The organism is Methylocaldum gracile (assembly GCF_053646815.1).
Genome location: NZ_CM132196.1, coordinates 1777838 through 1802623 on the forward strand (window position 1 = coordinate 1777838; position 24786 = coordinate 1802623).

General features: G+C 62.9%; 9 protein-coding genes and 1 riboswitch. Of the genes, 7 read left to right on the forward strand and 2 right to left on the reverse strand.

The genetic code is table 11. From position 1 onward, the window contains the following. Positions 1–4: 4 nt before the first annotated feature. From ACWJJK_RS07830 to ACWJJK_RS07860, 7 genes are all read left to right on the forward strand, one after another. Complete coding sequence (locus ACWJJK_RS07830; protein WP_454128843.1) at positions 5–9199, forward strand: SDR family NAD(P)-dependent oxidoreductase; 9195 nt, start codon at positions 5–7, stop codon at positions 9197–9199. Positions 9200–9379: 180 nt separating this feature from the next. Then, positions 9380–15910, forward strand: coding sequence for an amino acid adenylation domain-containing protein (locus ACWJJK_RS07835; protein ID WP_454128844.1), 6531 nt, complete (start codon positions 9380–9382; stop codon positions 15908–15910). A gap of 458 nt (positions 15911–16368) precedes the next feature. After that, positions 16369–17631, forward strand: coding sequence for an MFS transporter (locus ACWJJK_RS07840; RefSeq protein WP_454128845.1), 1263 nt, complete (start codon positions 16369–16371; stop codon positions 17629–17631). Next, positions 17612–18304, forward strand: a complete 693-nt coding sequence (locus ACWJJK_RS07845; protein WP_086133272.1) for a 4'-phosphopantetheinyl transferase family protein — start codon at positions 17612–17614, stop codon at positions 18302–18304. The genes ACWJJK_RS07840 and ACWJJK_RS07845 overlap by 20 nt, the downstream gene beginning before the upstream one ends. Positions 18305–18344: 40 nt before the next feature. Further along, positions 18345–19502, forward strand: a complete 1158-nt coding sequence (locus tag ACWJJK_RS07850) for an Acg family FMN-binding oxidoreductase (RefSeq protein WP_454128846.1) — start codon at positions 18345–18347, stop codon at positions 19500–19502. A gap of 27 nt (positions 19503–19529) precedes the next feature. Next, entirely contained in the window at positions 19530–20132 is a 603-nt protein-coding gene (locus ACWJJK_RS07855) for a 3-hydroxyacyl-ACP dehydratase FabZ family protein (RefSeq protein ID WP_168175529.1), read from the forward strand. Positions 20133–20518: 386 nt separating this feature from the next. Continuing rightward, positions 20519–21766 carry a glycerophosphodiester phosphodiesterase family protein gene (locus ACWJJK_RS07860; protein WP_077732373.1) on the forward strand — a complete coding sequence of 416 codons (1248 nt, stop codon included), beginning with the start codon at positions 20519–20521 and terminating at the stop codon, positions 21764–21766. 637 nt (positions 21767–22403) lie between these two features. Here ACWJJK_RS07860 and pepA read toward each other — a convergent pair. Both pepA and ACWJJK_RS07870 read right to left on the reverse strand, forming a co-directional pair. Beyond that, positions 22404–23270: a flocculation-associated PEP-CTERM protein PepA gene (pepA, locus tag ACWJJK_RS07865; RefSeq protein WP_086133270.1), complete on the reverse strand. Its 867-nt coding sequence runs from the start codon at positions 23268–23270 to the stop codon at positions 22404–22406. A 98-nt stretch (positions 23271–23368) separates the two neighbouring features. Next, positions 23369–23449, reverse strand: a riboswitch (cyclic di-GMP riboswitch). Positions 23450–24156: 707 nt separating this feature from the next. Next, entirely contained in the window at positions 24157–24765 is a 609-nt protein-coding gene (locus ACWJJK_RS07870; protein ID WP_434113246.1) for a hypothetical protein, read from the reverse strand. Between the last annotated feature and the right edge of the window lie 21 nt (positions 24766–24786).

Below are 24786 nucleotides of genomic sequence, written 5' to 3' on the forward strand. Positions count from 1 at the left end.
CCTTATGTCCAAGCCACTCATCGAACTGTTCACCGGCCGGCCTGCCGACAAGGCGGCCTTGATCGAGCCCCGTCCCGCTCCGGGAACGCTATGCCCGGAGGAAAACCTGGCCTACGTTTTGTTGCGCGCCGCGGCCACCGATCGCGGGGTTGTCTTCGTCCGGGACGGGCGTCACGAGACCCGCTTCTCGTATCAGGCCATTGCAGAGCAGGCGCGGATGCGGCTCGGCGCCTTGCGGGCCCTGGGGCTCAGGCGAGGCGATCCGGTCATGCTGATGTTCCGGGAAAGCCACGACTTCGTGGTGACCTTCTGGGCGGCCGTGATGGGCGGCATCATTCCCGCGCCGCTGGCCTATCCGCCATCGCTCACGGACGACAATGCGGTTCTCATGAAGCTGAAGGCGATCTGGAAACAGCTGGACCGACCGCTGTTGTTGTCCGATGCCTATATGGCGGAGCAGCAGTCCGTGCTGCGGCAGGCTCTGGGGGAAAACTCGATTCGTATCGAGGCGGTTACGGACCTTGCGGAACCCTCCACGCTCGCGGATCCGGATCTCGCCCGGCCCGATGACCTGGCATTCATACAGTACAGTTCCGGCAGCACGGGGACCCCCAAGGGCGTGATGGTGAGTCACGCCAATCTGATCACCAATCTGGAGGGCATCATCTTCGGAGCCGAACACGGTCCGGGCGACGCCTTCCTGAGCTGGATGCCGTACCACCACGACATGGGGCTCATCGGTTTCCATTTCGTTCCCATGGCCCTGGGGATCGAGCAGGTGAACCTGACCCCGTTCACCTTCGTTCGCAAACCCACGCTATGGATGGAAAAAATCAGCGAGCACCGCTCGACAGTAACGGGGTCTCCCAATTTCGGCTACCGCCATCTGCTCGGCAAACTGAAACCGGACCACCTGAAGCGCTGGGATTTGTCGTGCCTCAGAAACATTTATAACGGCGCGGAACCGATTGCCGCTGCGGTCATCGAGGAATTCATGACGACCCTGGGCCCGTGCGGGCTCAGGCCCGAGGCCATGTACCCGGTGTACGGCATGGCCGAGGCGAGTCTGGCGGTGACCTTCCCTCCGCCCGGAACGCTTCCGCGGGTGCACTGGCTGGATCGCCAGGAATTGGCGCAGGGGCGGGTGGCAGGCGCCGAGCCCCATGGCGAAAACTCCATCGCGGTCGTTGACGAAGGCTACCCGGTGCCGGGCTGCGGGATCCGCATCGTGGACGGCGACGGGCAGGTGCTTCCGGAAGGCCGGGTCGGCCGCATCCATATCTGCGGCCGCAATGTGACCGGAGGTTATTACAACAACCCTTCCGCGAATGCCGAGACATTTCACGACGGGTGGCTGGATACGGGCGACCTCGGTTTCATGATCGACGGGCGCCTGTGCATCAGCGGACGGGCCAAGGACATTATCTTCATCAACGGGCAGAATTTTTATGCCCACGACATCGAAGCGCAGGCGGAAACGGTTAACGGCGTAGACCCCGGAAAGACCATCGCCTGCGGTTGGCAGGACCCCGACTCGGGCGAGGAGAAAACGGCGATCTTCCTCGCGATACGCAACCCGGACAGTCCCGATGGGCGGGCCGTCATGGCCGAGGTATGGCAAAGGGTCAACCAGGTGCTTAACGTCGCGCTGGATTACGTCGTACCGGTCAAAGCCATTCCCAAGACCACGAGCGGAAAGCTCCAGCGTTACAAGCTCTTGGAGGAGTTCCAGCGGGGCGACTACGACGCCGTACGCCATTGCGGCGTCGACCTGGTGAGCGGTGCGCTCGAATCGACCGTTTCCGGCACCGAAAATTTGACGGATCTGGTCCGGGAGGTCTGGGCGGACGTGCTCGGCCTTCCGGCCGCTAGGATCAATCCGGACCAAGCCTTTCGTTCGTTGGGCGGCACGTCCATAAAGGCGGTGCAGATTTTGGGGCGGCTGGAAGACCGGCTGAACCGGCCTTTGGACCATGAACTGCTGCTGCGTTGTCACACCGTCCGTCAGATGGCGGACTGGCTGGGTGGACGGCCCGGCTCCGCCGTGGCGGCCAGCGCGTCGGACACCGGCGACGCGCAGGAAGACGCGATCGCGATCATCGGCACGGCCTGCCGGTTTCCGGGGAGCAATTCGCCGGAGGAATATTGGGAACTTCTGAGCCAGGGCCGGGAAGCCATCGGCGCCGTGCCCGCGGACCGTTTCGCGCTGCCGCAAGGCGGTCGGGAGGACTGGTGGCGCGGCGGCTTCGTGCGCGACGTCTACGCCTTCGACGCAGAGTTCTTCGGCATCAGCCCCGAAGAAGCCACCGACATGGACCCGCAGCAGCGTTTGTTCCTGGAGGTGGCCGCCGAGACCCTGGAGCGCGCCGGCTACTCCAGGCCGGCTCTGGATGGCGCCGACGTCGGTTTGTTCATCGGCGCGAGCCACAACAATCACATGGAATTCCTGGTCAACGCCTTGTGCGGCGACGCCCTGGAGAGCTTCGCCAGTCTGCGTCGCCTGCCGCCCAGCGAACGCGACGAACTGCTCAAGGAGTGGCAATCCCGCTTCGGGCGGTTCTCGCTGCACGTGAATACGGCGGTGGACAATCTGCTCAACATGATCGCGGCGCGTGTCTCCCATACCTTCAACTGGAAAGGTCCCAGTTTCACCATCGACAGCGCCTGTTCCTCGTCACTGGTCGCGGTGCATCTGGCATGCCAGAGCTTGCGCCAGGGCGAGTGCTCGATGGCGGTTGCCGGCGGCGTGAGCCTCACCCTGAGCCATTTGCCGTTCCTGTTGTTCCAGCGCGCCGGCGCGCTGTCGGCTAGCGGCCGGTGCCGCGTCTTCGACGCTTCGGCCGACGGCTTCGTGCTGGGCGAAGGCGCCGGTGCGGTGTTGCTCAAACCGCTGTCCCGCGCGCTGGCGGACGGCGACCCGGTGCTGGCGGTGATTCGCGGCTCGGCGGTGAATAACGACGGGCAATCCCTTGGGGTCATGGCGCCAAACCCGGACGGCCAGCGCCAGGTCATCGATGCCGTATACCGCCAGTTCAAGATCGATCCCGCTTCCATACAGTTCGTCGAAGCCCATGGCACCGGTACTCCGCTGGGAGACCCGAGCGAGATCCGCGCCCTGACCCACGCCTTTGGCGGCCTGGCCCGGCAGAGTTGCGCGATCGGATCGGTCAAGGCGAACATCGGGCATCTGCTCAGCGCCGCGGGAATCGCCAGTTTGATCAAGGTCGTGCTGGCCTTGCAGCATCGGCAGATGCCGGGAAACATCAATCTGAACGAGCCCAGCCGGCAAATCGACTTTGCCAAGACGCCATTCCTGCCCCTGACCTCGACCCGCGTGTGGACAGTACCCGAAGGTGTCGCCCGGCGGGCGGCCATCAATTCCTTCGGTTTCGGGGGCACCAACTGCCATCTGGTGGTGGAGGAAGGCGTGGCGCGCGAGAAGCCGAAAGGCGTCTGGCCCTATCATCTGTTATTGCTCTCGGCGCGGAATCGATCCGCCCTGAATCGCACGAGCGAGCATCTCGCCGCCTACCTGGAGCGCAGGCCCGCACTGGATCCCGCCGACGTCTGCGCCACCTTGAACAGCCGACGCAATCACTACGCGTGCAGGGATGCCCTGGTCGTCGAATCGCTCGGCGAGCTCGCCAACGGGCTCAAGGGGCTGGAGAAACGCCAGCCCACGGAAACGGAATCGCCTCCGCCGATCGCGATGATGTTTACCGGCCAGGGCTCGCAGTATCCGGGTATGGCCGCCCAGCTTTACGAACTCTGGCCGCGCTTCCGGCGGGCCATGGATGAGGCCGCGGCGGCCTTCGATCCGTGGCTGGAAGCGCCTTTGTTGACCGCGATCTATCACCCCGAGGCCAATCCGGAGCAACTGGCGCGAACCGAAATCACGCAGCCGGCGATGTTTGCCGCCGACTACGCCCTGGGCCGCGCCTTGCTGGAGCTGGGTGTGCGGCCGGCCGCATTGATCGGGCACAGCGTCGGCGAGTACGTGGCGGCTTGCCTGGCCGGCGCCGTGGATTTGGCCGACGCCGCCAAGGTCATTGCCGCGCGCGGCCGACTCATGTCCGAGTTGCCGGGGCAGGGCGGGATGCTGGCGGTATTCGCGAGGGCCGATGAGCTGTCGGCACATCTAGAGGACTATCGCGGACGCGTATGGTTTGCGGCCAACAACGGATCGCACCAGGTCGTGGCCGGCTATCGGGATGCCGTGGCCGAACTCGCCCGCATACTCGAAATCGAAGGGCGCCGCGTCAAGCCCTTGCGCGTGTCCCACGCGTTTCACACGCCGCTCCTGGAGCCCATGCTCGAACCGTTCTCCAAGGTGCTGGCCGAAGTGGAATGGCATGCGCCGCGGCTGCCCATCATTTCCAATATCACCGGCGATTGGCTCGGGGCCAACGGTCCCGACGCCAATTACTGGCTGCGGCATGTTCTTGAACCCGTCCGTTTCGAGCAGGGCATACGTGCCGCTTATGCCGGCGGCATTCGCACCTTCGTCGAATGCGGTCCGGACAGCGTTCTGACCCATTTGGTCGCCACCGTGCTGGCCGGGGAGCGCGTGACCTTGGCGGCCTTGTTGGATCGTCGCCGGGAAAATGCCAGAACCTTGCTGGATGCCCTAGGCATCCTTTACACGTCGGGCGTCAACCTGGATTGGCGCATGCTCGGCGAGGATTTTCCGGGACGGCGCATACCTCTCCCGGCGTATCCGTTCGAACGAAAAGTCTACCGTCTGCCTCCCTTGCCGCCGGCCGAATCGCAAGGCCAGGCATTGCTGCATCGCTGGGAATGGCCTCAAACGCCGCGAGGCGACTCCGTCCCGCTGCCGCCCGGTGCCCTATTGGTGTTTGCGGGCGAGGGGCAAGCGGCCTGGCTCGCGGCTCTGCGCATCCGTGTGGGGCCGGACCGCCCGCTTCTGGTGGTGCGGCCGGGGGCCGGCTTCTCGGCGGACGGCGGGAATTTCACGGTCAATCATTTGGATGCGGGCGACTACCGGCAGTTATGGCAATCGGTGCTGGCAGACTACGGCGCCCCCGCTGCGGTGGTCCATGCCTGGAATGCGGATTTGACGGGCGCGCCGCGAGACGATGAGGCTGCCCTGCACTCCGGCCTCTTCAGCTTGACGTTCCTGGCTCAGGCGATGCGCGAGCCGAGTCCCATAAAACCGTGCCGGATACTCTGGTTGACCCGGCGCGCCCATGTTCTGGACAGTCTGGAGCCGGCACCCGATCCGTACCAGTTGCTCGGGATTACATTCGCCCTAGGATTGGGGGAGGAGAACGAACATCTCGTCGTGAAGGCGGCCGATCTGGATACCGTGCCGGCGGCTCCGGATGAGGACGTCGATACCATTCTTGCGGAACTGGGAACGGCGGAATTCGGCGGGGAGATACTTGCGATTCGCCGTTCTCTGCGCTTCCAGCGCCGTTTCGGCGCGGTCTACAACGAAACCGGCGTTTCGGAACCGCTGCTCAAGGACGGCGATACCTGCCTGATCACCGGCGGGATCGCCGGGATCGGAGCCGAAACCGCCCTTGCCCTGGCGCGATCGGCCCGGATAAACCTGGTCCTCACCGGACGGAGGCCTTTGCCTGCGCGGCAGGAGTGGGACGCCCTGCCGGCCGATCATCCCGATGCCCCGCGCGTGGCGCTGATCCGCCAGCTCGAATCCTTGGGCGCAACGGTGGATTACCATGCGGCCGACGCCGCCGATTCCGAAGCGATGACGAAAGCCATAAGGCGCCTTAGGGAACGCTTCGGCCGGCTGGACGGCATCATCCACTCCGCGGGAGTGGTCGACCGCAACGTTCTCCGCGCCACCGACAAGAGCGTCGAATCAATACGCTCGGTGTTGGCTCCGAAAGTCAAGGGCAGTTGGCTGCTTCATCAACTGACGGCCGACCAACCGTTGAAATTTTTCATCCTGTATTCGTCCATCGCCGCCACCTGTCCGCTGTGGGCGGCCAGCCTGACCGATTACGCCGCCGCCAACGCCTTCCTGGACGGTTTCGCGGAATGGCGAAACCGTTCCGGGGCGAAAGGCCGCACCTTGGCGCTCAACTGGTCGCTCTGGGACGAGAAGGGCATGGGTCGCGACGCCGGCCTGATGGCGCTGGTCCGCAGCAAGGGCTTGCGCGCCCTGGTTCCGGAAACCGCCTGTGCAGCCTTGTCGCGCGCGCTCGCTATTCCCGGCGCCTCGGTGGTGCACGTCATCGACTTCGAGGCGGAGGCGGAAAGCCCGGCGCCAGCTGCGGCGCCAGCGGCACATTCCCCGGCACCCGAGCCCGTCGAGCCGGCTCCGCGCGCCGCCCTGGCGGTGCAGGCCGCCGACTGGCTGGAGCTGGTACGCCAGCTCACAGGCGCTTATGTGAACGTAGCAGCGGAACAGATCGATTCGGGCCGCAAGTTTCATGAACTGGGTGTCGACTCGAAGGGGGCCGTCGAAATCGCGGAGAAGCTGGCAGCGATCCTGCGCCAGCATGTCACGCCGACTCTGTTGTTCGAGTTCCAGTCACCGCTGGACCTGGCGCGCCATCTGGAAAACCAGCACGGCCCGGAGTTCCTTGCCCGGTCGCAGGAGCCTGGCCCCGCTCGGACCATAACCATTAGGACGACTGCCGCATCCCGCTCCGACCGTCGCACCGATGACCGCATCGCCATCGTCGGCATGAGTTTGCGGGTGCCCGGTTCTGCCAGCTCCGACGAATACTGGAACATGCTGGCGGAAGGGCGGTGCGAAATACGCGAGGTGCCGCGGGACCGCTGGTCTCCCGAGGATTATTTCGATGCCGCGAACCGCCATACCCACGGTAGTTACTCGAAGTGGGGCGGTTTCCTGGAACGTGCGCACGAATTCGATCCGCAGTTCTTCGGTATTTCGCCGCGCGAAGCCAAGGCCATGGACCCGCAGCAGCGGATTTTCATGGAAGTGGCTTACGAAGCGCTGCAACAATCGGGTTACGCCGGCGAAGGGCGTGCCGAGCGCCTCGGCGTGTTCGTCGGATGCGAGCAGAACTATTACGCGGAACATTTCATCAACCAGCAGCGTTATTGCCGGTTGCGCGACCGGATCAGGAGCACCGACTGGTACCGTCAACTTCCGATGGGGGCACGCGCCGATTGGGACGACGCGCTCCGTGAGGTTTTGCAGCCCGCGGAACTCCTGTCCGACGCCATAGCGGGCAACGGGCTGAACGAGATCGCCTGCCGTTTGAGCCATTGGCTGAACGTGCGCGGCCCGAGCCTGATCGTCAACACGGCTTGTTCCGCCGCCCTGGTGGCCACGCATCTCGCCTGCCAGAGCCTGCGCTCCGGCGAGTCGCGCATCGCCGTGGCCGGGGGGGCTTATCTGAACATGGGCTCCACCCCCTTCGTTTTTCTGAGCCGTGTCAACGCCATGTCGCCCGACGGCCGGTGTTATCCGTTCGACCGCCGTGCCAACGGCATGGTCCTGGGCGAAGGCGTCGCCGCCCTGGTACTCAAATCGCTGGCCGACGCCATGGCGGACGGCGACTACATCCACGGCGTGATCCTGGGCTCGGCGATGAACAACGACGGACATTCCTCCGGCCTGACGGCGCCCAACCCGGCCGGTCAAGCGGAGTGCATCGCCCGCGCCTACCGTGAATCCCGGGTCGACCCCGCCACGGTCTCCTATGTGGAATGCCACGGCACCGGCACATCCCTGGGCGATCCGGTCGAAGTGGAAGGCATGACCAAAGGCTTCCGCCAGTTCACCGACCGGCGCGGATACTGCGGCATCGGCTCGGTGAAATCCTCCATCGGCCACATGCTGTCCGCCGCGGGAATCCCCAGCGTCATCAAGGTACTCTTGGCGATGCGGCACGACTATCTGCCGCCCACCGTCAATTACAGCGAGCCCAATCCCTACATCGATTTCGACGCTTCGCCATTCTACGTCGTGGACAGCCACGGCCGGCCGTGGACCGGGAACGGACAGCCGCGGCGGGCCGGTGTCAATGCCTTCGGTTTCGGGGGGACTAATTGCCACTTGATTCTGGAGGAGCCTCCCCGCGCCGTGGATCAGCCTACCGGCATGGACCGGGTTCCGCTTTCCGATCCGCAACTCCTGTATCTGACGGCGCGCACGGAGAGCGCTCTGCGCGCCTACGCCAAGGCACTGCATGCGCATCTCGAGGAAAACCCATCCATTTCCGCCGAGCAGGTTGCCTGTTCACTCAATGGCGCCCAAAGGGAAATGAATTTCCGCGCTGCGGCGGTGGTACGTGGACGGGAAGATCTCTTGGCGGTCCTGGCCTCCGTGGCCGGATCGGGCAAGCACGACCGGCTTCTCTCGGGGCGCGCAAATCCGAAGCAGCCGCCCGCGATGGCATGGGTGTTCGACGATTGCCCGTGGCCGGAGGGAACCGCGGATACGCTGGCGCGACGGTATTCGGTCTTTGCCGACGCCTGGACCGATTTCCGGGCTGTACTTCCTCCCGGACACGAAACCGTGCCGCGCCTGCAGGCGGCGGCGGAACAGTACGCACTGGGTCGACTGCTGCGAGAGCTGGAGTTGGTTCCCGCCGGCCTTTGGGCCGAGGGAGCCTTGAGCCCGGTCGCCGCCGCGGTAGCGGGCTGGCTAAGTCCGGCCTCGGCCGCAGCCTTGCTGAACGGGGGCGATGCGGTTCCTGAGAACGGTGCCGGCGATCAAATCTGGCGAATTCCAATTCACACGATCGACGGAAAGATCTCCGTGGACAATCCGGAATGGGCGATTCGGTTGCGCTCCGCTGCGAGAAATCCATCCGATACCGTACAGCCTCCAGCGGATGCACGCTTGCGAACCGTGCTTCTGGGGGGCAAAGGCGGCGAGGGGGCAGGAATTGTACGGATGATCGGGGCGACGCCGGGCGACGAGAGTTTGTTGACCGCACTGGCGCGGCTGTACATCGAGGGCTTGAGATTGGATACGCGCCCCCTGTGTTCTCCCGTGCTTACCCGCGTATTGCTGCCGGCTTATCCCTTCGAGAGGAAGGAATTCCTCTACGACCCGCCTCCGGTGGACGTGGAAGCGACCGCCGACATCGCGGCCGCGCCGGAGCCGGCAGTCGCGCATTCTCAGGGCACAACTGCGAGCAAGGAGCCTCAGCAGAATATAGCCACCGCCCTCCTTGACGAATTGAACCGGATCATCCTTCCCCGGGAGCCTTTGAACGAGCATTCCTGAGAGCGTGCGAATAAACCGTCTGCGCCACCCGCCATCGCCTTTTATGTGCTCGCCGTACTCCCTTGTACGAGTGGGCTTCTTGGACGACGGCGGGCGGCTCGCGACGGTTTCTTCGCAAGCTCCGAGAACGGAAAAAATGACGAATACGCTGAATATGCTGAATACGTGAGGACTACGACCATGCAAGACCATCCCGCCGCCCGGCTTGAGCAATGTGTGTACAAGGCCGTGGCGGAAGTTACCGGACACGCGCCGGACGATCTTTCGCCTGACCAATTCCTGGAGAGCGATCTCGGGTTGGATTCGATCAAGACCGTGGAGTTGATGAACGCCATCCCGCCCCAACTGCCGGATCACCTGCGGGACCCTTTTAACTCGCTACTCGCCGCCGGGACATTGTTCCAGCTGCAAACCCTGGGAGAGTTGGTCTCGATGATCGGTGCCATGGAGAGCAGTGAAGCCGCCGCCACCGCGCCCGAGGCCGCCGCTGTCCGGCCTGACGACGGACTAGCTCGGATTTCCCACTCCACTCCTACTGCGGACGCCGATCCACTCGCTGTGGCGCACCGTCTTTGCGCAGCGCCCTCCGGCTGCGCGCAAAGTCCAGGGCAGCCCTCCTTGGCCGCCCGCTCGGCGGGCCGATCCTTGACCGGAGGATCGGCTCTCCCGCCTCGCCCCTCGCGCCGGCTCGACGTAGAGTCGGCTACGCCTTCGCCGCCGCTCGGTCCGTGCGGCGCGCCACAGCAGCGTCTCGACGCCCTCGCGACGAAGGGGGGCGAGAAATCCGAGCTAACGCGAAAAGTACGCGAGGTGGTCGCCGGAATTACGGGACACGATCCGTCCGAACTCGCGGACGACATGTTCCTGGAAAGCGACCTGGGGTTGGATTCAATCAAGACCGTGGAGCTCATGAATGCTCTGGGCACGGCATTGCCCGCGGAACTCCAGGATGCTTTCGGCGCCAAGCTCGCCTCCGGCGCGCTGTTCGGTATTCAGACTCTGGGCGAACTGGAGGCCCTGATTCGAGGTTCGGAACCGAACGCCCCGGTTCCGGCAGCCGTCGAATCGGACGATCCGTGCGCCGCAGGCGCGGTTTCGGATGTATCGGCCGATAAACCACAGGCCGCGGAACCGGCGGTGCGGCCGGTGGATATTCTGTTCTCCCAGTATCCGTTTTTGGTCTCCCATTGGGCAGTCTGCACGTGCAGCCTCAGTTCCAGAATCCGCCTGCAAGGTCCGTTTGACCCGGAAGCGGCGCGCCGCGCCTGGAACGCCTTGCTGGAGCGTCACCCGATGCTCAGGGCACGCTTCGTCATTCCGCCGGGGTGCCACAGCCTGAAGGAATACCGCCTGGAAGTGCTGGACGGGGTGACCGCACCGACCGTCCTGGTGACCGATTTGCGCCACCTGGATGCTCCCGACCGCGAAGCTTTTCTGAACGACGAAACCCATCGTCTGCTGGACAAGGAGTGGCTGCTGGATCAATGGCCGGCGCATCAATTCAGCGCCTATCGCTTGGCGAACGATCTCCACGAGGTGATCTTCTCGAACCATCACGTATTCTCGGACGGTCTCAGCAATCAGCTGGTCATGCGCGAATTCGTCACTTTGTACGGTGCCGCAGCGACGGGACGTCCCGCGCCGCTGCCGCCCGGAACTTCCCTGGAGCGTTATCGGGAGACCGTGGAATGCATCAATGCCTGGCGGGATCCCGAGGCGGAAAAAACGCTAGAAGCGTTTCTCCGCGCCCAGGGCAAGGACCGTTTTTTCTGGAGTCCGGAAAAGAAGGGGCTGCCGAAGAATCCACGGGCCGCCAACCGGACCCACCACTTCAGTGCGGATGCCGCAACCACGGCGGCATTGCTCCGATCCGCCGGCAAATGGCGGCTGCCGGTGAACACCCTGTTGGTCGGCGCCTACTTGCGCGCTCTCAGGCGCTTCGATCCGAATCTGAAACAGGTGATCCTGAACATTCCCACCAGCGGACGCGTTTACCCCGGCACGGACGCCGGACACATGGTGGGCTGTTTCGCCCAGAATCTGGCCTTGACGCTACCGATGCCCGGAGAAGGCGAAGCTTTCGAGAACTATCTGCCGCAGGTACACGCGAGCATCGAGAGCGGCATCGCGGCGGGTTATGACCGGGCGCAAACGCGCCAAGCGGCCGTGGCGGCAATCGATCAACTTCGCCTCCAGGACGGTCGCGTCGGCGAGCCGCTGGCGACCCTGATCCGCTCCACGATCAAGTCGAACCTGTATCTGCCTTACATCGGTCAGACCCACATCGAGGAGGCGTGCGGGCCGCTACGTGTCGTCGAATATCACGCCGCGACCTCCACCAATCCCGGTACGCTGGACGTACTTGTGGAAGTCTTCCACGGCCGGTTCAATATGACCGCCAACTATGATGCGGACTACTTCGCTCGGGATTTGGTGGCCTCCATCACCGAGGAATTCGTCCGCCAGATCGGCGCCGTGGCACAGGCCGCCGAGCGGCTCGCCGTGCCCGCACCTTGCGCCGTCGCGAAGCTGGACGAGTTGACGGCGGCCCGATTGCTGCGAATCGCCGAGGAAGTCATGCATCGCGCGGTGGGGGCCGAGGCTCTCGATTACGATCTGGAATCCGAGCTCGGCTTGGATTCGTTGGAGCGGATTCGCATCGTCGGCCGCCTGCAGCAACAGATGGGGCGGGTAGACACCCGCGCCCTGTTGGGATGCCGGCGGTTGCGGGAAATGGCGGCCCTGTTGCAGGGAACGGGTGCCGCCCATGGAAGCGGAACCGCCGCCGAAAACACTGTAGCTCCGCTGGCCCCGCTCTCGATTCCGCAACCTGCTGCGGAAGAGCTGCCTCCCATCCCGTATCTGCACGTGCAGGCTCAATGCCGCCGCAGCGCGGAAGCACTGGCGGTGCAAGCGGAGCACGAGGAACTGTCCTATGGCCGGCTTCATGCCGAATCGAACCGGCTGGCCCACTTCCTTCGAGTCCGCGGCGTGCGGCCCGGTATCGTGGTGGGATTGCTGCTGACCCGCTCGCCCAATTTCGCGACGGCGGTGATGGCGGTGCTCAAGGCCGGCGGCGCCTACGTCCCCCTCGATCCGGCCTATCCCGCCGCACGCATCGAATACATCGTGGGGCACGCCCGCGTCGACACCATCCTCACCGAGGAAGCCGTCCTGGAAGCCATGGGCGGAGCGGTAACCGCCGCCTTGCCGGCCCGCAACTTCCTGCTCATGGACTGCGATTACGCCGGCCTGCATCGTGCCGACTCCCATAGCGGCGGCCATCGCGATTGGTTGGGGCGCGCGGCCTGGGCGAGCTATCCGGAACACGATCTCGAATGCCTGAACAGCCCGGACGATCTGATGGTGGTGCTCTATACCTCGGGTTCGACCGGCACTCCCAAAGGCGTGGCCCTGGCCCATCGCGGTTACATGAATCGCCTGGTCTGGCATCAAAAGCTGTTTCAGCTTCAGCCGGGCGAACGGGTCGCCCAGAGAACGTCCATTTGCTTCGATATCTCGGTATGGGAACTCTTCTGGCCGTTGATGTACGGCGGAGTCGTGTGCCCGGTCGGCGCGGACGTGCTGCGCGATCCCTGGCGGCTGGCGGATTGGATCGAGACCCGGCGGATCGCCGCGATGCACTTCGTGCCTTCCCTGTTCGGCGAGTTCCTGATGGCCATCGAGGATAAACCGCTCCGCTCTGAACACCTGCGATGGCTGATTTTCAGCGGCGAGGCGCTGCCAGTGGCTTATGTGCAGCGCTGGTTCGACCGCTGCGGCGACCGGGTGGGCCTCGCGAACCTGTACGGCCCGACCGAAGCGTCGATCGACGTGACGGCACATCTGATGCACTCCCGTCCGGGGGAAGGGACGCTTCGCATCCCGATCGGGCCGGCCATGCCGGAGGTCTACCTGCTGGTGCTGGACGAGAACATGCGCCCCGTACCGGAGGGCGGCGTGGGCGAACTCTGGATTGGCGGCGTGCAGTTGGCTCAGGGCTATCTCCACGATCCGGAGCGGACCCGCGAGAGTTTCCGTGACAATCCTTTCTCCGGCATACCCAGCCGCTGGCTATACCGTACCGGCGATCTGGTCTCGCGGTTGCCGGACGGCAGCTACGACTTCCACGGGCGCATCGACAGTCAAATCAAGATTCGCGGTTTCCGGGTGGAGCTGGGCGAGATCGAAACCGCTCTCGGAGCTCTGCCGGGTATACGCGAAGCTGCGGCGCTCGCCGTCGACACACCCGACGGGCACAAGAGGCTGGTGGCCTGGCTGGTCGGCCGCGAAATTCCGTTGAAAGAACTACGCTCCGCCCTGGCGAAACAACTTCCCGAGTACATGCTGCCTCACGAGGTTCGTCAGGCCGACGCTTTGCCGAAAAATCACAACGGCAAACTGGACCGCAAGGTTCTCAAACAGTGGACGGAAACCGGCAACGCGCCCCCCGGCAAGGCGGTGCCCGGCGCGCCGGAGGCGAAGCTGCCGTTCGCCGATCCGACGGCCGGTTTGCCCCTGGGGCCGGCTCAATTGTGGATCACCCACTTCTTCCAGCCTCCTTACCAATGGGCCGGCTACACCCGATTCCGCTATTTGCAGCCGCTGGATGTCGACGTTTTCCGCGAGGCCATCGACGTCCTTGCCCGGCGCCATCCCGTGTTGCGTTCCCTGTTTTACCAGGAGCACGGCGAATGGCGGCAGACCGTGGCCCTGCCCGAGGCGGAATTCAGCCTCGATTTCTACGACGGCTCCCACCTCACGGCCGAACAGCGCAGCGCGGAAATCCGGCGGCTGGTGAAGGAAATCACGGATGAACTGCGCATCGACCGGTTTCCGCTGTGGCGGGTGCTCGTCATCAAAGAGCATCAGAACGCATACGATCTGACTATCGTGGGTCACCACATGATCAGTGATCTGGTCAGCAACAGCATACTGTTCCGAGAGCTTTGGCAGATTTACGGGCAGTTGCTGGTCGATCAGACGCCGGAACTCCCCGCTCTGCCGCCGTCGTATTTCGATTTCGTGCAGTGGTTGGCCCAACCGGCGCAGCAGGAGGCGCAGCGCCGTTATGCGGAGTATTGGCGTACTCGTTTTCCGAGCCGGGAGTACGCGTTCCAGGTGCCGGTCGACCATCATCTCGGCGCGAATGACGAGGCTTCTTCCGCCAGCGAGCGTTTTCTACTCAGCCATTCGGACTTTCATTCGCTGAACGAGGCGCGCAAGCATCTGCAGGGTCAGCTCTATCATCTCCTGCTGTCGGCGGCGTACCGGCTCATGTCCGAATGGACCGGGCAGTCTTGGGTGGTTCTCAGCCATCGCTCGCACGGACGCGATCTGGGTAACGGCCTGACCTTGTACGAAAGCGTGGGCAATTACGCCGTCAATTTCCCGGTTGCCGTGGATCTGGTCTCCGGGGAAAGCTGGAGTGAATTGATCGGCCGGATTGCCCGCGGTTTTTCCGAAGTACCGTTGAACGGCGTCAGTTTCGACGTGGTAGGTCGCCAGCTGCCCGCGCACATCTATCCGGACAACAATTTGACCCCGGTGCGCGTCAACTATTTGGGAAACCGGAGCTTACCGAAATCCAACATCTTCGAGTTCGTCGATACGGATTGGGATCAGCGCTACTCGCCCCCGAGCCAGCAGCGTATCTCCCTCATCGAGATCTTCCTCTCCATGGTCGAAGGCGAACTCCACGTCGAGATCAATTACTCCCAGAACTTTTTCAAGGGGGAGACCATCAAGCGCCTCGGCCAGCGCTACCTGGAGTTGCTGGCCGACCTGAGCGAAAACGCGAATTCGCCGACGGGGCTTCGCCTCGCGAGTTTGCCGGCGGTGATGACGGGCGAGCCTCCCGCCTTGATACCGCTGAAAACGCCCCGGCTGGAAGAAATTCCGCTGTCGGCACGCTCCGGCAGCTGGGCCGGCAAAGTGGCGCTGGTTACCGGTGCGAGCCGCGGTATCGGCCGCGCGATCGCCCTGAAACTCGCCGGTCAGGGCGTTGCCGTGGCGCTTTCCGCCCGCGATCGGGCGGGGCTTGAAGCCGTTGCCCGGGAAATCGCCGGCAGTGGTGGCACCGCTGTGGTAACTCCGGCGGATGTACGGAACCTCGCGGAGGTGCAACATTTGGTGAGCGAAGTCCTCCGCCGCTTCGGTCATCTGGACGTGCTGGTCAACAATGCCGGAATCACCGGAATGTCCGCCTTGGCGACCTCCTCGCCGGATGAGTGGAAGCGCATCGTCGAGGTCAACCTGTTCGGCGTCTATCATCTGTGTCGGAGCGTGGCGCCGCACATGATCGAGCGGCGCAGGGGGAAAATCGTGAATCTGGGTTCCGATTCCAGCCACATCGGCTACCCCCTGTTCAGCGCCTATGCCGCCTCCAAGCATGCGGTTCTGGGCCTTACCAAGTCGCTGAGCGAGGAACTGAAGCCGCACAATGTGCAGATCAACGCGGTTTGCCCGGCGTTCGTGGACACCGACATGACGCCGCCGGGATACCGGGCGCGATCGATCCCGGTCGACGCGGTTGCGGACGCGGTGGCCTTCCTGGCGTCGTCGGAGGCCGACTGGATAACCGGCCAGCACCTGTGCGTCTACGGCCGTCAAGACATGTACTGGTTCGGCTCGGAAAAAATGGCCGCCCTGGAGACGATATCGGGAGCCCGGAAACCGGACAACCTGACCACGGAGCGTCGGCATGCCTAGCCCGCATTTCTTATCCCCCTTCGTCGCGAGGGCGCCCAGACGCCGGTGGGGCGCGCCGCACGGACCGAGCGGCGGTGTCGTGGTAGGTCGGCAATCCTTTTCCGACGAGCGTGTGTCGGGAAAGGATTCCCGACCTACGATACGACGTCGAGCCGGCGCGAAGGGCGAGGCGGAGCTTGTAGGATGCGCTGAGGCACGAAGCGCCCTTCGACTAGGCTCAGGACAGGCATCAATCGCGAACGATGCGGTTCATGCCGGACCGTCCCGGTCCGGCACCCTTCGGGCGGCTTCGCCGTGCAACTCGGCCTCGCCACGCTACGCTGTCCCGCTTCGCTCGCGAGTCCGGGGCAGCCCGTCCCTGGCCTGCCCGCTCGTCGCGTTGCGCCTCGCCCTGCCGATTTGTCACTTCGTTCAGCACATCCTACGTCATACTCATCGCGATTGGACGGAGGTGAGAAATGGGGGCTAAATCCTGCCCCCCGACGCCCGAGCATCCGCTGGCGGGCGTCGCTCTGGGTACGCTGTATGCGTTGGGCGGGCTGTTGGGGATATCGCTTGGAATCCTCAACCCCATCGTTGCCATCTTCATGGAAGAGCGCCGCGTCGGCGGCGTGCTGATAGGCGCCAACGCATCGCTGTTGTTTCTCTGCGTTGCGCTGGCTGCGCCTTTCGCGGGTCGGGCGCTGCGGCGGATCGGTCTGCGCCGCGTCGTGGCCGTGGGCCTGCTGGCATACGCGACTGCGGCCGTTTCGTTCCCTTGGCAATCGGACATCGGATTGTGGTTCGCCTTAAGGGGCTTGATGGGCTTGGGCATGGCCTGCGCGATGATCGGCACTCAAACCGCCTTGTCCTGCTTTGCCGGCGAGGAGCGCCGCGCCGTTGCCAACGGCGTTTACGGTCTATGCTTCGGGATAGGGCTGGCGGTCGGGCCGGTCGTGGGTTCGTACCTATACGGGCTGGCCCATCATCTGCCTTTTACTGTCGCCACCGTGCTCCTGGTTCAAGCTGCGGTTCTGGTGGCCATCGGCTTGCCCGGAGCGCGCGCCGAACCGGAACGCGCTAGCGGCCGACTTCTGCTGCGGGCGGGAATTCCGGTGCAGGCCGTATTGGCCTATGGTTTTGCGGAAGCCACGCTGCTGACCCTCTATCCTGCCGTTCTCGTGCGCCAGGGTTTCACCGCCATGGCCACCGCCCATCACCTGGCGGCTTTCGTGCTGGGGGGATTGCTGGGCACTTTGCCGGTCAGCCACCTGGGGGATCGGCTGGGTTATCGCCGTGTACTGTTCGGTTGCGGCATGGGAGGCATCGTCGCCTTGGCGGTGCTGATGCGGGTCGACTCGGTTAGCGCCCTCATCGGCGATGTCTGGGTACGCCTGGGGCAGGAGGGCCAACCGATCAGCGCCGAATACGTCGCCGGAGGCGCGGCCTTCGCGACCGGACTGACATTGGGGCCAGTGTTCGCTCTGGCCCTGGCGCTTCTGGCCAGGATCCTGTCCCGCGCCGATTTGCCCGGCGGCACCGCTCTGTTTACCGCGGCCTTCGCCGTCGGATCGGCCGGAGGCCCGTGGTTGTCGGCATGGATCATGCGGCATGGGGGCGGCCAGCACCTTTTTACGCCGTCCATGGCCCTGTTCGGGATGCTCGTGTTCAGCCAGGCCGTGAGCTGGTTGTGGCGCTGGCTCAGGAGTTTCGCGAGCGACTATGCCATCGATACCCGTTGAACCGATACGACGACCTGAGGGTTTGTTCCCCGGAGAGTTATTCGTCGTCGCCTGGACCGAACAGCTCTCGGACCCGTCCGAATTGTTCGAGGAAGAACGGATGCTGGTCGATGGGGCCATAGCGAAACGCCGGAAGGAATTCGCCACCGGGCGCGTTCTGGCGCGGAAGGCGGTTCGACATCTCGGGGTCGAGCCGGCGCCGATTCTTCGGGACGAATCCGGCGCGCCGATCTGGGGACGGGATATCGTCGGCAGCATCAGCCATACGGAAGGCATGGTAGCGGCCGTGGCCACTCGGCTTCGGTTCGCTCGCGGAGTAGGGGTGGATGTGGAATGCCGGCAAAACCCGTTCCCCTGGCGTGCCATCGATTCCATCGCCTTGCCGGAAGAGCGCGCCTGGTTGGACTCGCTGCCGGACGGTTGTCGCGAGTTGGCCGCCTATGTCCTGTTTTCGGCCAAGGAAAGCGCCATCAAGTGCCTGTATACGGCCGCCGGTTCCTTGGCCCGGTTTAACGATCTGGCGGTGCGTATGGACTTCTCGAGCGGCGTTTTCGTGGTCGATCCGACTTATGGCTCCGCGCTGAACGAAGTGCGACTGGTCGGCCGTTTGGGTTGGAACGACACTCACATATTCACCGGAGTGTGGTGGCCGGCGCCAGACTACAATTCATGAAAGAAAGAGTTCGGTAAGGCCGATGAAAAGGAAACGAAGCATGATCCGCCCCGATCCGATATTGCAGAGCCGTCGGCGATTTCTCCGCCAGACCGGCGCTCTCGCGGTCGGAGCAGCCACGTTTCCCGCAATGTTCAGGGCAGCCCCAGCGGTTGCAAGCGCCTCGCCGTACGTCGCATGGGAGCAAACCGCAAAGGGAGATCTGACCGATTTGGAATACGTGGCGCTGTGCGGCACGTTGGCCGCGAATGCCCACAACACCCAACCCTGGGCCTTCAACCTGCTGGGCAATCGGATTGTTCTCTACGCCGATCTGGCGCGCCATCTCGGCCAGGCCGATCCCCGCCGCCGGCTCATGTTGATGGGCTTGGGCTGTGCCACGGAGAACATGGTCGTCGCGGCGGCTCAACTCGGTTATGCGGCGACCGTGTCCGATGCGGAGGCCGATGCGTTTCTGCAAAACGGGGGCCGCTGCGCGTCGCTCGAACTGGCGCGGCGCTCTGACTCAAATACCCATCCCTGGTTTCCGGCCATATTCCGCCGCCAAACCACCCGCTCCGAGTTCGAGCCATTGCCGATTTCCCGGAACGAGTTCACGGAAAGCCTCAATGAGTATGGCGAACTTCCCGGCACCCACCTCGCTTGGTACGGTGCCGCTCACGAACGGGAAGCCATCGTTCGGATCGCCGCCGATGCCGTGGCCGAGTTCGTGGCGAACGATGCGGCGTACCGAGATTCAATGTCGTGGTTCCGCCGTTCCAGACGGGAATGGGAAGCGAGCCGCGACGGGATTTCCATCTTCACCAGCGATGCCCCGTGGTTCGTGAAGGAGTGGGTGGAGTTCCTGTCCACCCCCGAGGATTTGGTGTCGTCCGAGTTCCGCCAAGGCGAGATCGATGTAGTGAAGCGGCTCGCCGAAGCCACGCCGCTTTGGAGCGTGGTCTGGAGCGAGCGGGATACGCCGGACGCCTGGTTGCAGGGCGGACGGCTGATAGAGCGGATTTACCTGGCGGCCGCTGCGCAGGGACTTGCAGTTCATCCTTTGGCGTACCCCACCGAATCGCCCGTAGGGTCGCCCGGTTTGGCGAAATCCCTCGGTCTTCCTTCAGGGGCGGTGCCGCTAATGCTGTTGCGCGTCGGCCTGGCTAGGCCTTTGGAGCGTTCCGTGCGCCGGTCACTTCAATCGGTACTTCGTTGATCAATGGTCTCAAAAGCAGGCGGTGTCATGCTAGATAAGATTCTTTCTCTCCGGAACTCTCCGATCCATACCCGTCATTTCATCAGCCGCATCCGGGAACTGCTCGACTCGGGATTGGACTCGGCAATCCATGAGCCGATGCGGACGCAGCACACGTTATTTCCTACCGCGGAGATTGACGTCGCCTTGCCCAAAGTGGGACGCGACATGATCAGCCAAGTAATTCCCCACCGCGGCGAAATGCTGTTGCTGGACTACATCGCCTGGGTCGACGACGCCTTCCGTCGCGGCCTTGCGGTCAAAAAAGTCAGGGAAGACGAGTTTTGGGTGGCCGGCCACTTCCCCGGGCATCCCATTATGCCCGGCGCGCTCATGCTCGAAGCCGGCGCGCAACTGGCCTTGTACTTGTCCAATCGGCGGTTGGCGGAACCTGCGGTCGGGCTGTTTCTGCGTATCGAGAACGCACGCTTCCGAAGCTCCGCCGCCCCCGGCGACCAATTGCTCATACTGTGCGAAAACGTCGATCAAGCCCGCAATATCTTCTATTACGACGTGCAGGGATTGATCGAGGATCGTATCGTCTTCGAGAGCCGAATCGTCGGCATGCTGTCCAAAGTGAAAAAGAAATAAGCGCTTGAGGCATCGAATAGCGGCTGCCGTTCAGAAACTCCGGATCGGATGATGGCTTCCGTCCGGATTCCGCGTCGACTGCCGCGGCTCGTATAGGCTGAACGGAGAGAGCGCAATCCGGCCCACCTTGACTAAACCCGCTTGGGCAACCCGCCAAACTTCACCTAACGAACGCTCCTCGGGAGCCGCGTATCCGCACGCCAGCGCCGGAAGGCGTCGGCATGATCAGGGCCGCTGTAGCGCTCTCGGAAACTCCGAAAACCCGCTCAACTGTCACGAGACCTAAACCGTTCAGTCACATTGATGGCACAAATGGCGTGTACGGTCTGTACTGGGCCGAATGGGCTCAACCCACCTTCACTAAACCAGAACAACAGGAGTGATAGATGCGTCCACGATTGATCATGATTGCCTGTGCGGCAATGACGGCAGTATTTCCCGGTCTCTTCGCCACCGCGTCGGCGTCCGATAATAGCCAAAGCGTGCAGTTGGGGCCTCGGCCGTTTTTCCTGGTTAACGATATGGAAGACGGCGAACTCAAAAACGAGCTTCGGAGATGTGCGAAAGGTCCCTTCAAAAAGACCGATTTCTCGATCGGTCACCGCGGCGCCGCTCTGCAATTTCCCGAACACACCAAGGAATCCTACGAAGCCGCGGCCCGCATGGGCGCCGGCATTCTGGAATGCGACGTGACCTTCACCAAGGATAAGGAATTGGTGTGTCGTCATGCGCAGAACGATCTTCACACGACTACGAATATCCTTGCCATCCCCGAGCTGGCCGCCAAGTGCACGAAGCCGTTCTCGCCGGCCACCTTCGATGCCAGCGGCAATCTCCTCACGCGCGCCACGGCGGAATGCCGCACCAGCGACATCACCCTGGCCGAGTTCAAAACCCTTCGCGGCAAGATGGATGCGTCAAACCCCCGCGCTAGAACCGTGGACGAATATCTCGGCGGCACGGCGAATTTCCGCACGGATCTCTACGCCGGCCCGACCAGCGGCACCCTGCTTACGCATAGGGAAAGCATCGAGCTTTTCAAGAAACTGGGCGTGAAGATGACTCCCGAACTGAAGAGCCCTAGCGTGGCCATGCCTTTCGACGGCTTTTCCCAGGAGGATTTCGCCCAGAAAATGATCGACGAGTATAAGGAAGCGCGCGTTTCCCCGAAAAAGGTCTTCCCTCAGTCTTTCAGCATCGACGACGTGCTCTATTGGGTCCGCTACGAACCCGCCTTCGGCAAGCAGGCCGTGTATCTGGACGATGCCGAAACGGTCGCCGATCTGCCCGATGCTGCCACCTTGGCAAGCTATAAGACCATGGGCATCAATATCGTGGCGCCGCCGACGTTTGCTTTGTTGGACCTGGACGCCGGCGGCAACATCGTGCCCTCGGAATACGCCAGGAACGCCAAGGCCGCGGACCTGGATATCATCACCTGGACACTGGAGCGCTCCGGAATTCTCGCCGACGGTAATAATGGGTTCTATTTTCAGACCATCGATTCCGCCATCAAACGCGAGGGCGACGTAATGAAAGTGCTCGACGTGCTGGCGAAGGATGTGGGTATTCGTGGCGTCTTCGCCGACTGGGCCGCGACGGTGACCTATTACGCCAACTGCAAGGGATTGTAAGGGGCGCTGTAAACCCGATCACCGAGCGAGCGGGAGCGAGAAATCGAAGCCTCCGGCGGGGTTTTGTTGCGTGAGGTCCCAAGCCTGCATAGTTCATGAAAGGAGGGTGGGCGGAATCGAAAAGCCCTTAAAATTCAACTGCTGACATTGAATTTTTGAGGAGATTCCGCCGTGATCCATGGTACCGGACAACGTGAACTGTTCGCGCACGTGGCGCGCCGCCGGATCGGCTCATCCCGGACTTCGACGCCGCCGATGATCTCGCGGCTCCCTGGCGCCAAGCAGCACAAACCCACTTTGCCGCCACCGAGGACAAACAACGGGTGTCGGCTAGCTCTTGTTGGAAGCCCTGCGCCGGAGGGGGCTCGCCGGCGCCGAACTGGCTCGCGCGCAGTGTTCGAGCCCGAGGGTGAAGTTCCTCAAGAGTTGTCGCGGACTTTTAGCGACGCTGCGTCATGAGGATGATAATTGCAGCACTGGCCTCGGCCGTTCCGGCTGGCGGTCGGCTCGAGGAACCGGACCGGGATAAGCGCCGGCCCGGTTGTGACGTTCGGCCGCGCCGTCTGCTTCCGCAGTCAGCGAAGCAGATTTGCACCGAATCCTCGCCCATTCACCAAATGGGCTTGCCATGCGAGGCTCACGCAGCCAATTTGCTGGAACGGCGAGAGATGACGCTCATGCCGGCCAAGGCACTAGCGAGCAGCCAGAAGGCCGCTGGAACCGGTACCGCCGTCAGCGTGAGCGATCCATCCGCCTGGTAGAGAATGCTCGTCGATGTAACCGGTATGCCGCCGACGGAAGAGATGGCGGGAGGTGCGGTGGGGTTTCTGACGAACAGGGAGAACAACGACTGGCCGCCGCCGATGGTATCGGGATCGTATACCGCCGAATCATAGAAACTGGTGTTTCCGACGAAGGTAAATTCGCTCGAGGTTACGCCAAGACCGGAAGGAAACTGGGTGCTTACCGTGACGACCCCGGTTCCGCCCGTCACCGATCCCTTAAGAATATTGGTGCCGTCCGTGATGCCCGTGTCACCGGTTACGTCGCGATTGACGGCGCTGTCGAAAAACAGGTCCAGCGAGCCACTCAACACCTGGAAGTTGATGGTCCACAGCCCGTTGCCCAGATTCTGCGCGTTCGTGACTTGTGTTTGGAAAGCCGACTGGGTGGTCAACTCGTAAGAGACGTTCAGTTTGGGGTTGCTCACCGTGGAGGTGCCCAACTGATGGTTGGTGACGTAAGACTGGTACACGCCTGAATAGATGTCTCCCACCGTAATTTGGGAGGGATTGGCGATCGTGTCCGGTACGAGCAATGCCAGACCGCCGTCGCCCGCCGCGAAGTCGTAAGTATCGAAGGGACCGACCGCTTCGCCGGCCGAACCGCCCACGACGGTGTAGTCCGCGGTACCCACCCAGTTCGGCAAGGTTGCCGCACCGGCAGTACTTGAGAATCCGACGCCCGTCAAAGCGAGCGCCGAAATGATCTTACTTGGTTTCATCCGAATTACCTTTTCACTGTGTTGACGTTGAACTCACAGTGATGTCCGTGATTCTGCCCACAGGTGGTGAGCGGTGCCACGGTCCTCCCCATCACTCGGGAGGCGGCCCGGCGATCTCGACAAACGCGAGACCCGTGGCTTTCCGGCCCCGCCTCACGGCGGGTGTGGCTCTTCGGCAAACACGTTCAGCTGGTCCTACAGCTTGACGTGACCGGTAACCGACCTAAGCCTCCTTGCTCATTTTTTCGAAATACCCGGTCAAATTAAGCCGAGACTGTTACACGTCAGTTAATGATTGGTTAAATCTATGTAATCAATTTATGACAAATGACTCGTCGGAGACCGATTAGGTGGATTCTGTCCAGTCTCCCTCTCCATGAGCCAGTGAGCCAGGCTCAAAAAAGTGGACACCATCAATCGCGTAAATCCGGTGATTGGTGGTGGAACGAGATGGCGAAATTACCGAGACAGCCGTTCAAGGCCGAGCTTCGTGCGCAGGTGATGAGATGAGCCAGCGAGGGGAAACCATTCGTGCTGGAAGCGGCGCGGCGGCAGCGGATGGCGATAGACCGAAGGCACTCTGCCGATACGCCAGGTCGAATCGGCGGATCAGGTCCCGCTTGGTCCCCGGCCTTGGTTCGGAGCCTGATCACGTTTCCGCCAGCCGTACCGGCCCACGTCCACACGAAGAGCCGAGCGAATTGGGACGGGTTAGCTTTGGCAACGGCTGGGATCAAAGCCTATCTTCGTAGACTTAGAGCGTTTTCATCTCGCTCGTACGGCAAAACAGGCTTGGCGGAAGTCGTTGGCGCCTTCGGCTCGGGTGAATGGATTCAAGCATTCGTAGGTCGGCAATCCTTTGCCGACAAACCCGTTGGCCCAACGGCTATCTTCGTAGACTGAGTGCGCCGATCGTACAACTTTTTCGGCATGCACTCCGCACCACCAGCCCCGAGATCCCGCTGGCGAACAGCCAAAAGGCGGCCGGTACGGGAACCGCGCTGGACTGAATGCTCAAGGACAGACCGGCATTGGCGGCGAGCGGCCCCGAGAGGCTGAAGAACAATCCTTGATTGGGTTCGGACGGATTGCCCAACACGCCCAGATCAATATTTCCGGCGTACAACGCCTGGAAATTGAGCGTCGCCAGCGTCAGCGTTTGGTTGGCCGGAGTGTTGGCAATGCCGGGGAAGGCCGATCCCGCCAAATCCAGTTTGACCAGGCCGCTGTCATCGCTGAAGGACGGCGAATACGTGACGCCGGTGAACTGAGCGGCGGTACCGTTCAGCACCGTGTCGAATCCGAACGCCAGCAATTCATCGGAAGCGTCCAACCCATCGAAGGGCTGAGTCAACGTTAAATCGATACTGAAGCTGTCGCCAACCAGCACGGGGGCATTCCCGACCAAATTGAGCGACACCACGGCCGAGTGGGAAGGGGCCACGGCCAATAGCCCCAGAATGGCAATTGCGAGGCGGGCTTTAAAAATCAACATCGTTTATCTCCAGTTAGGGGT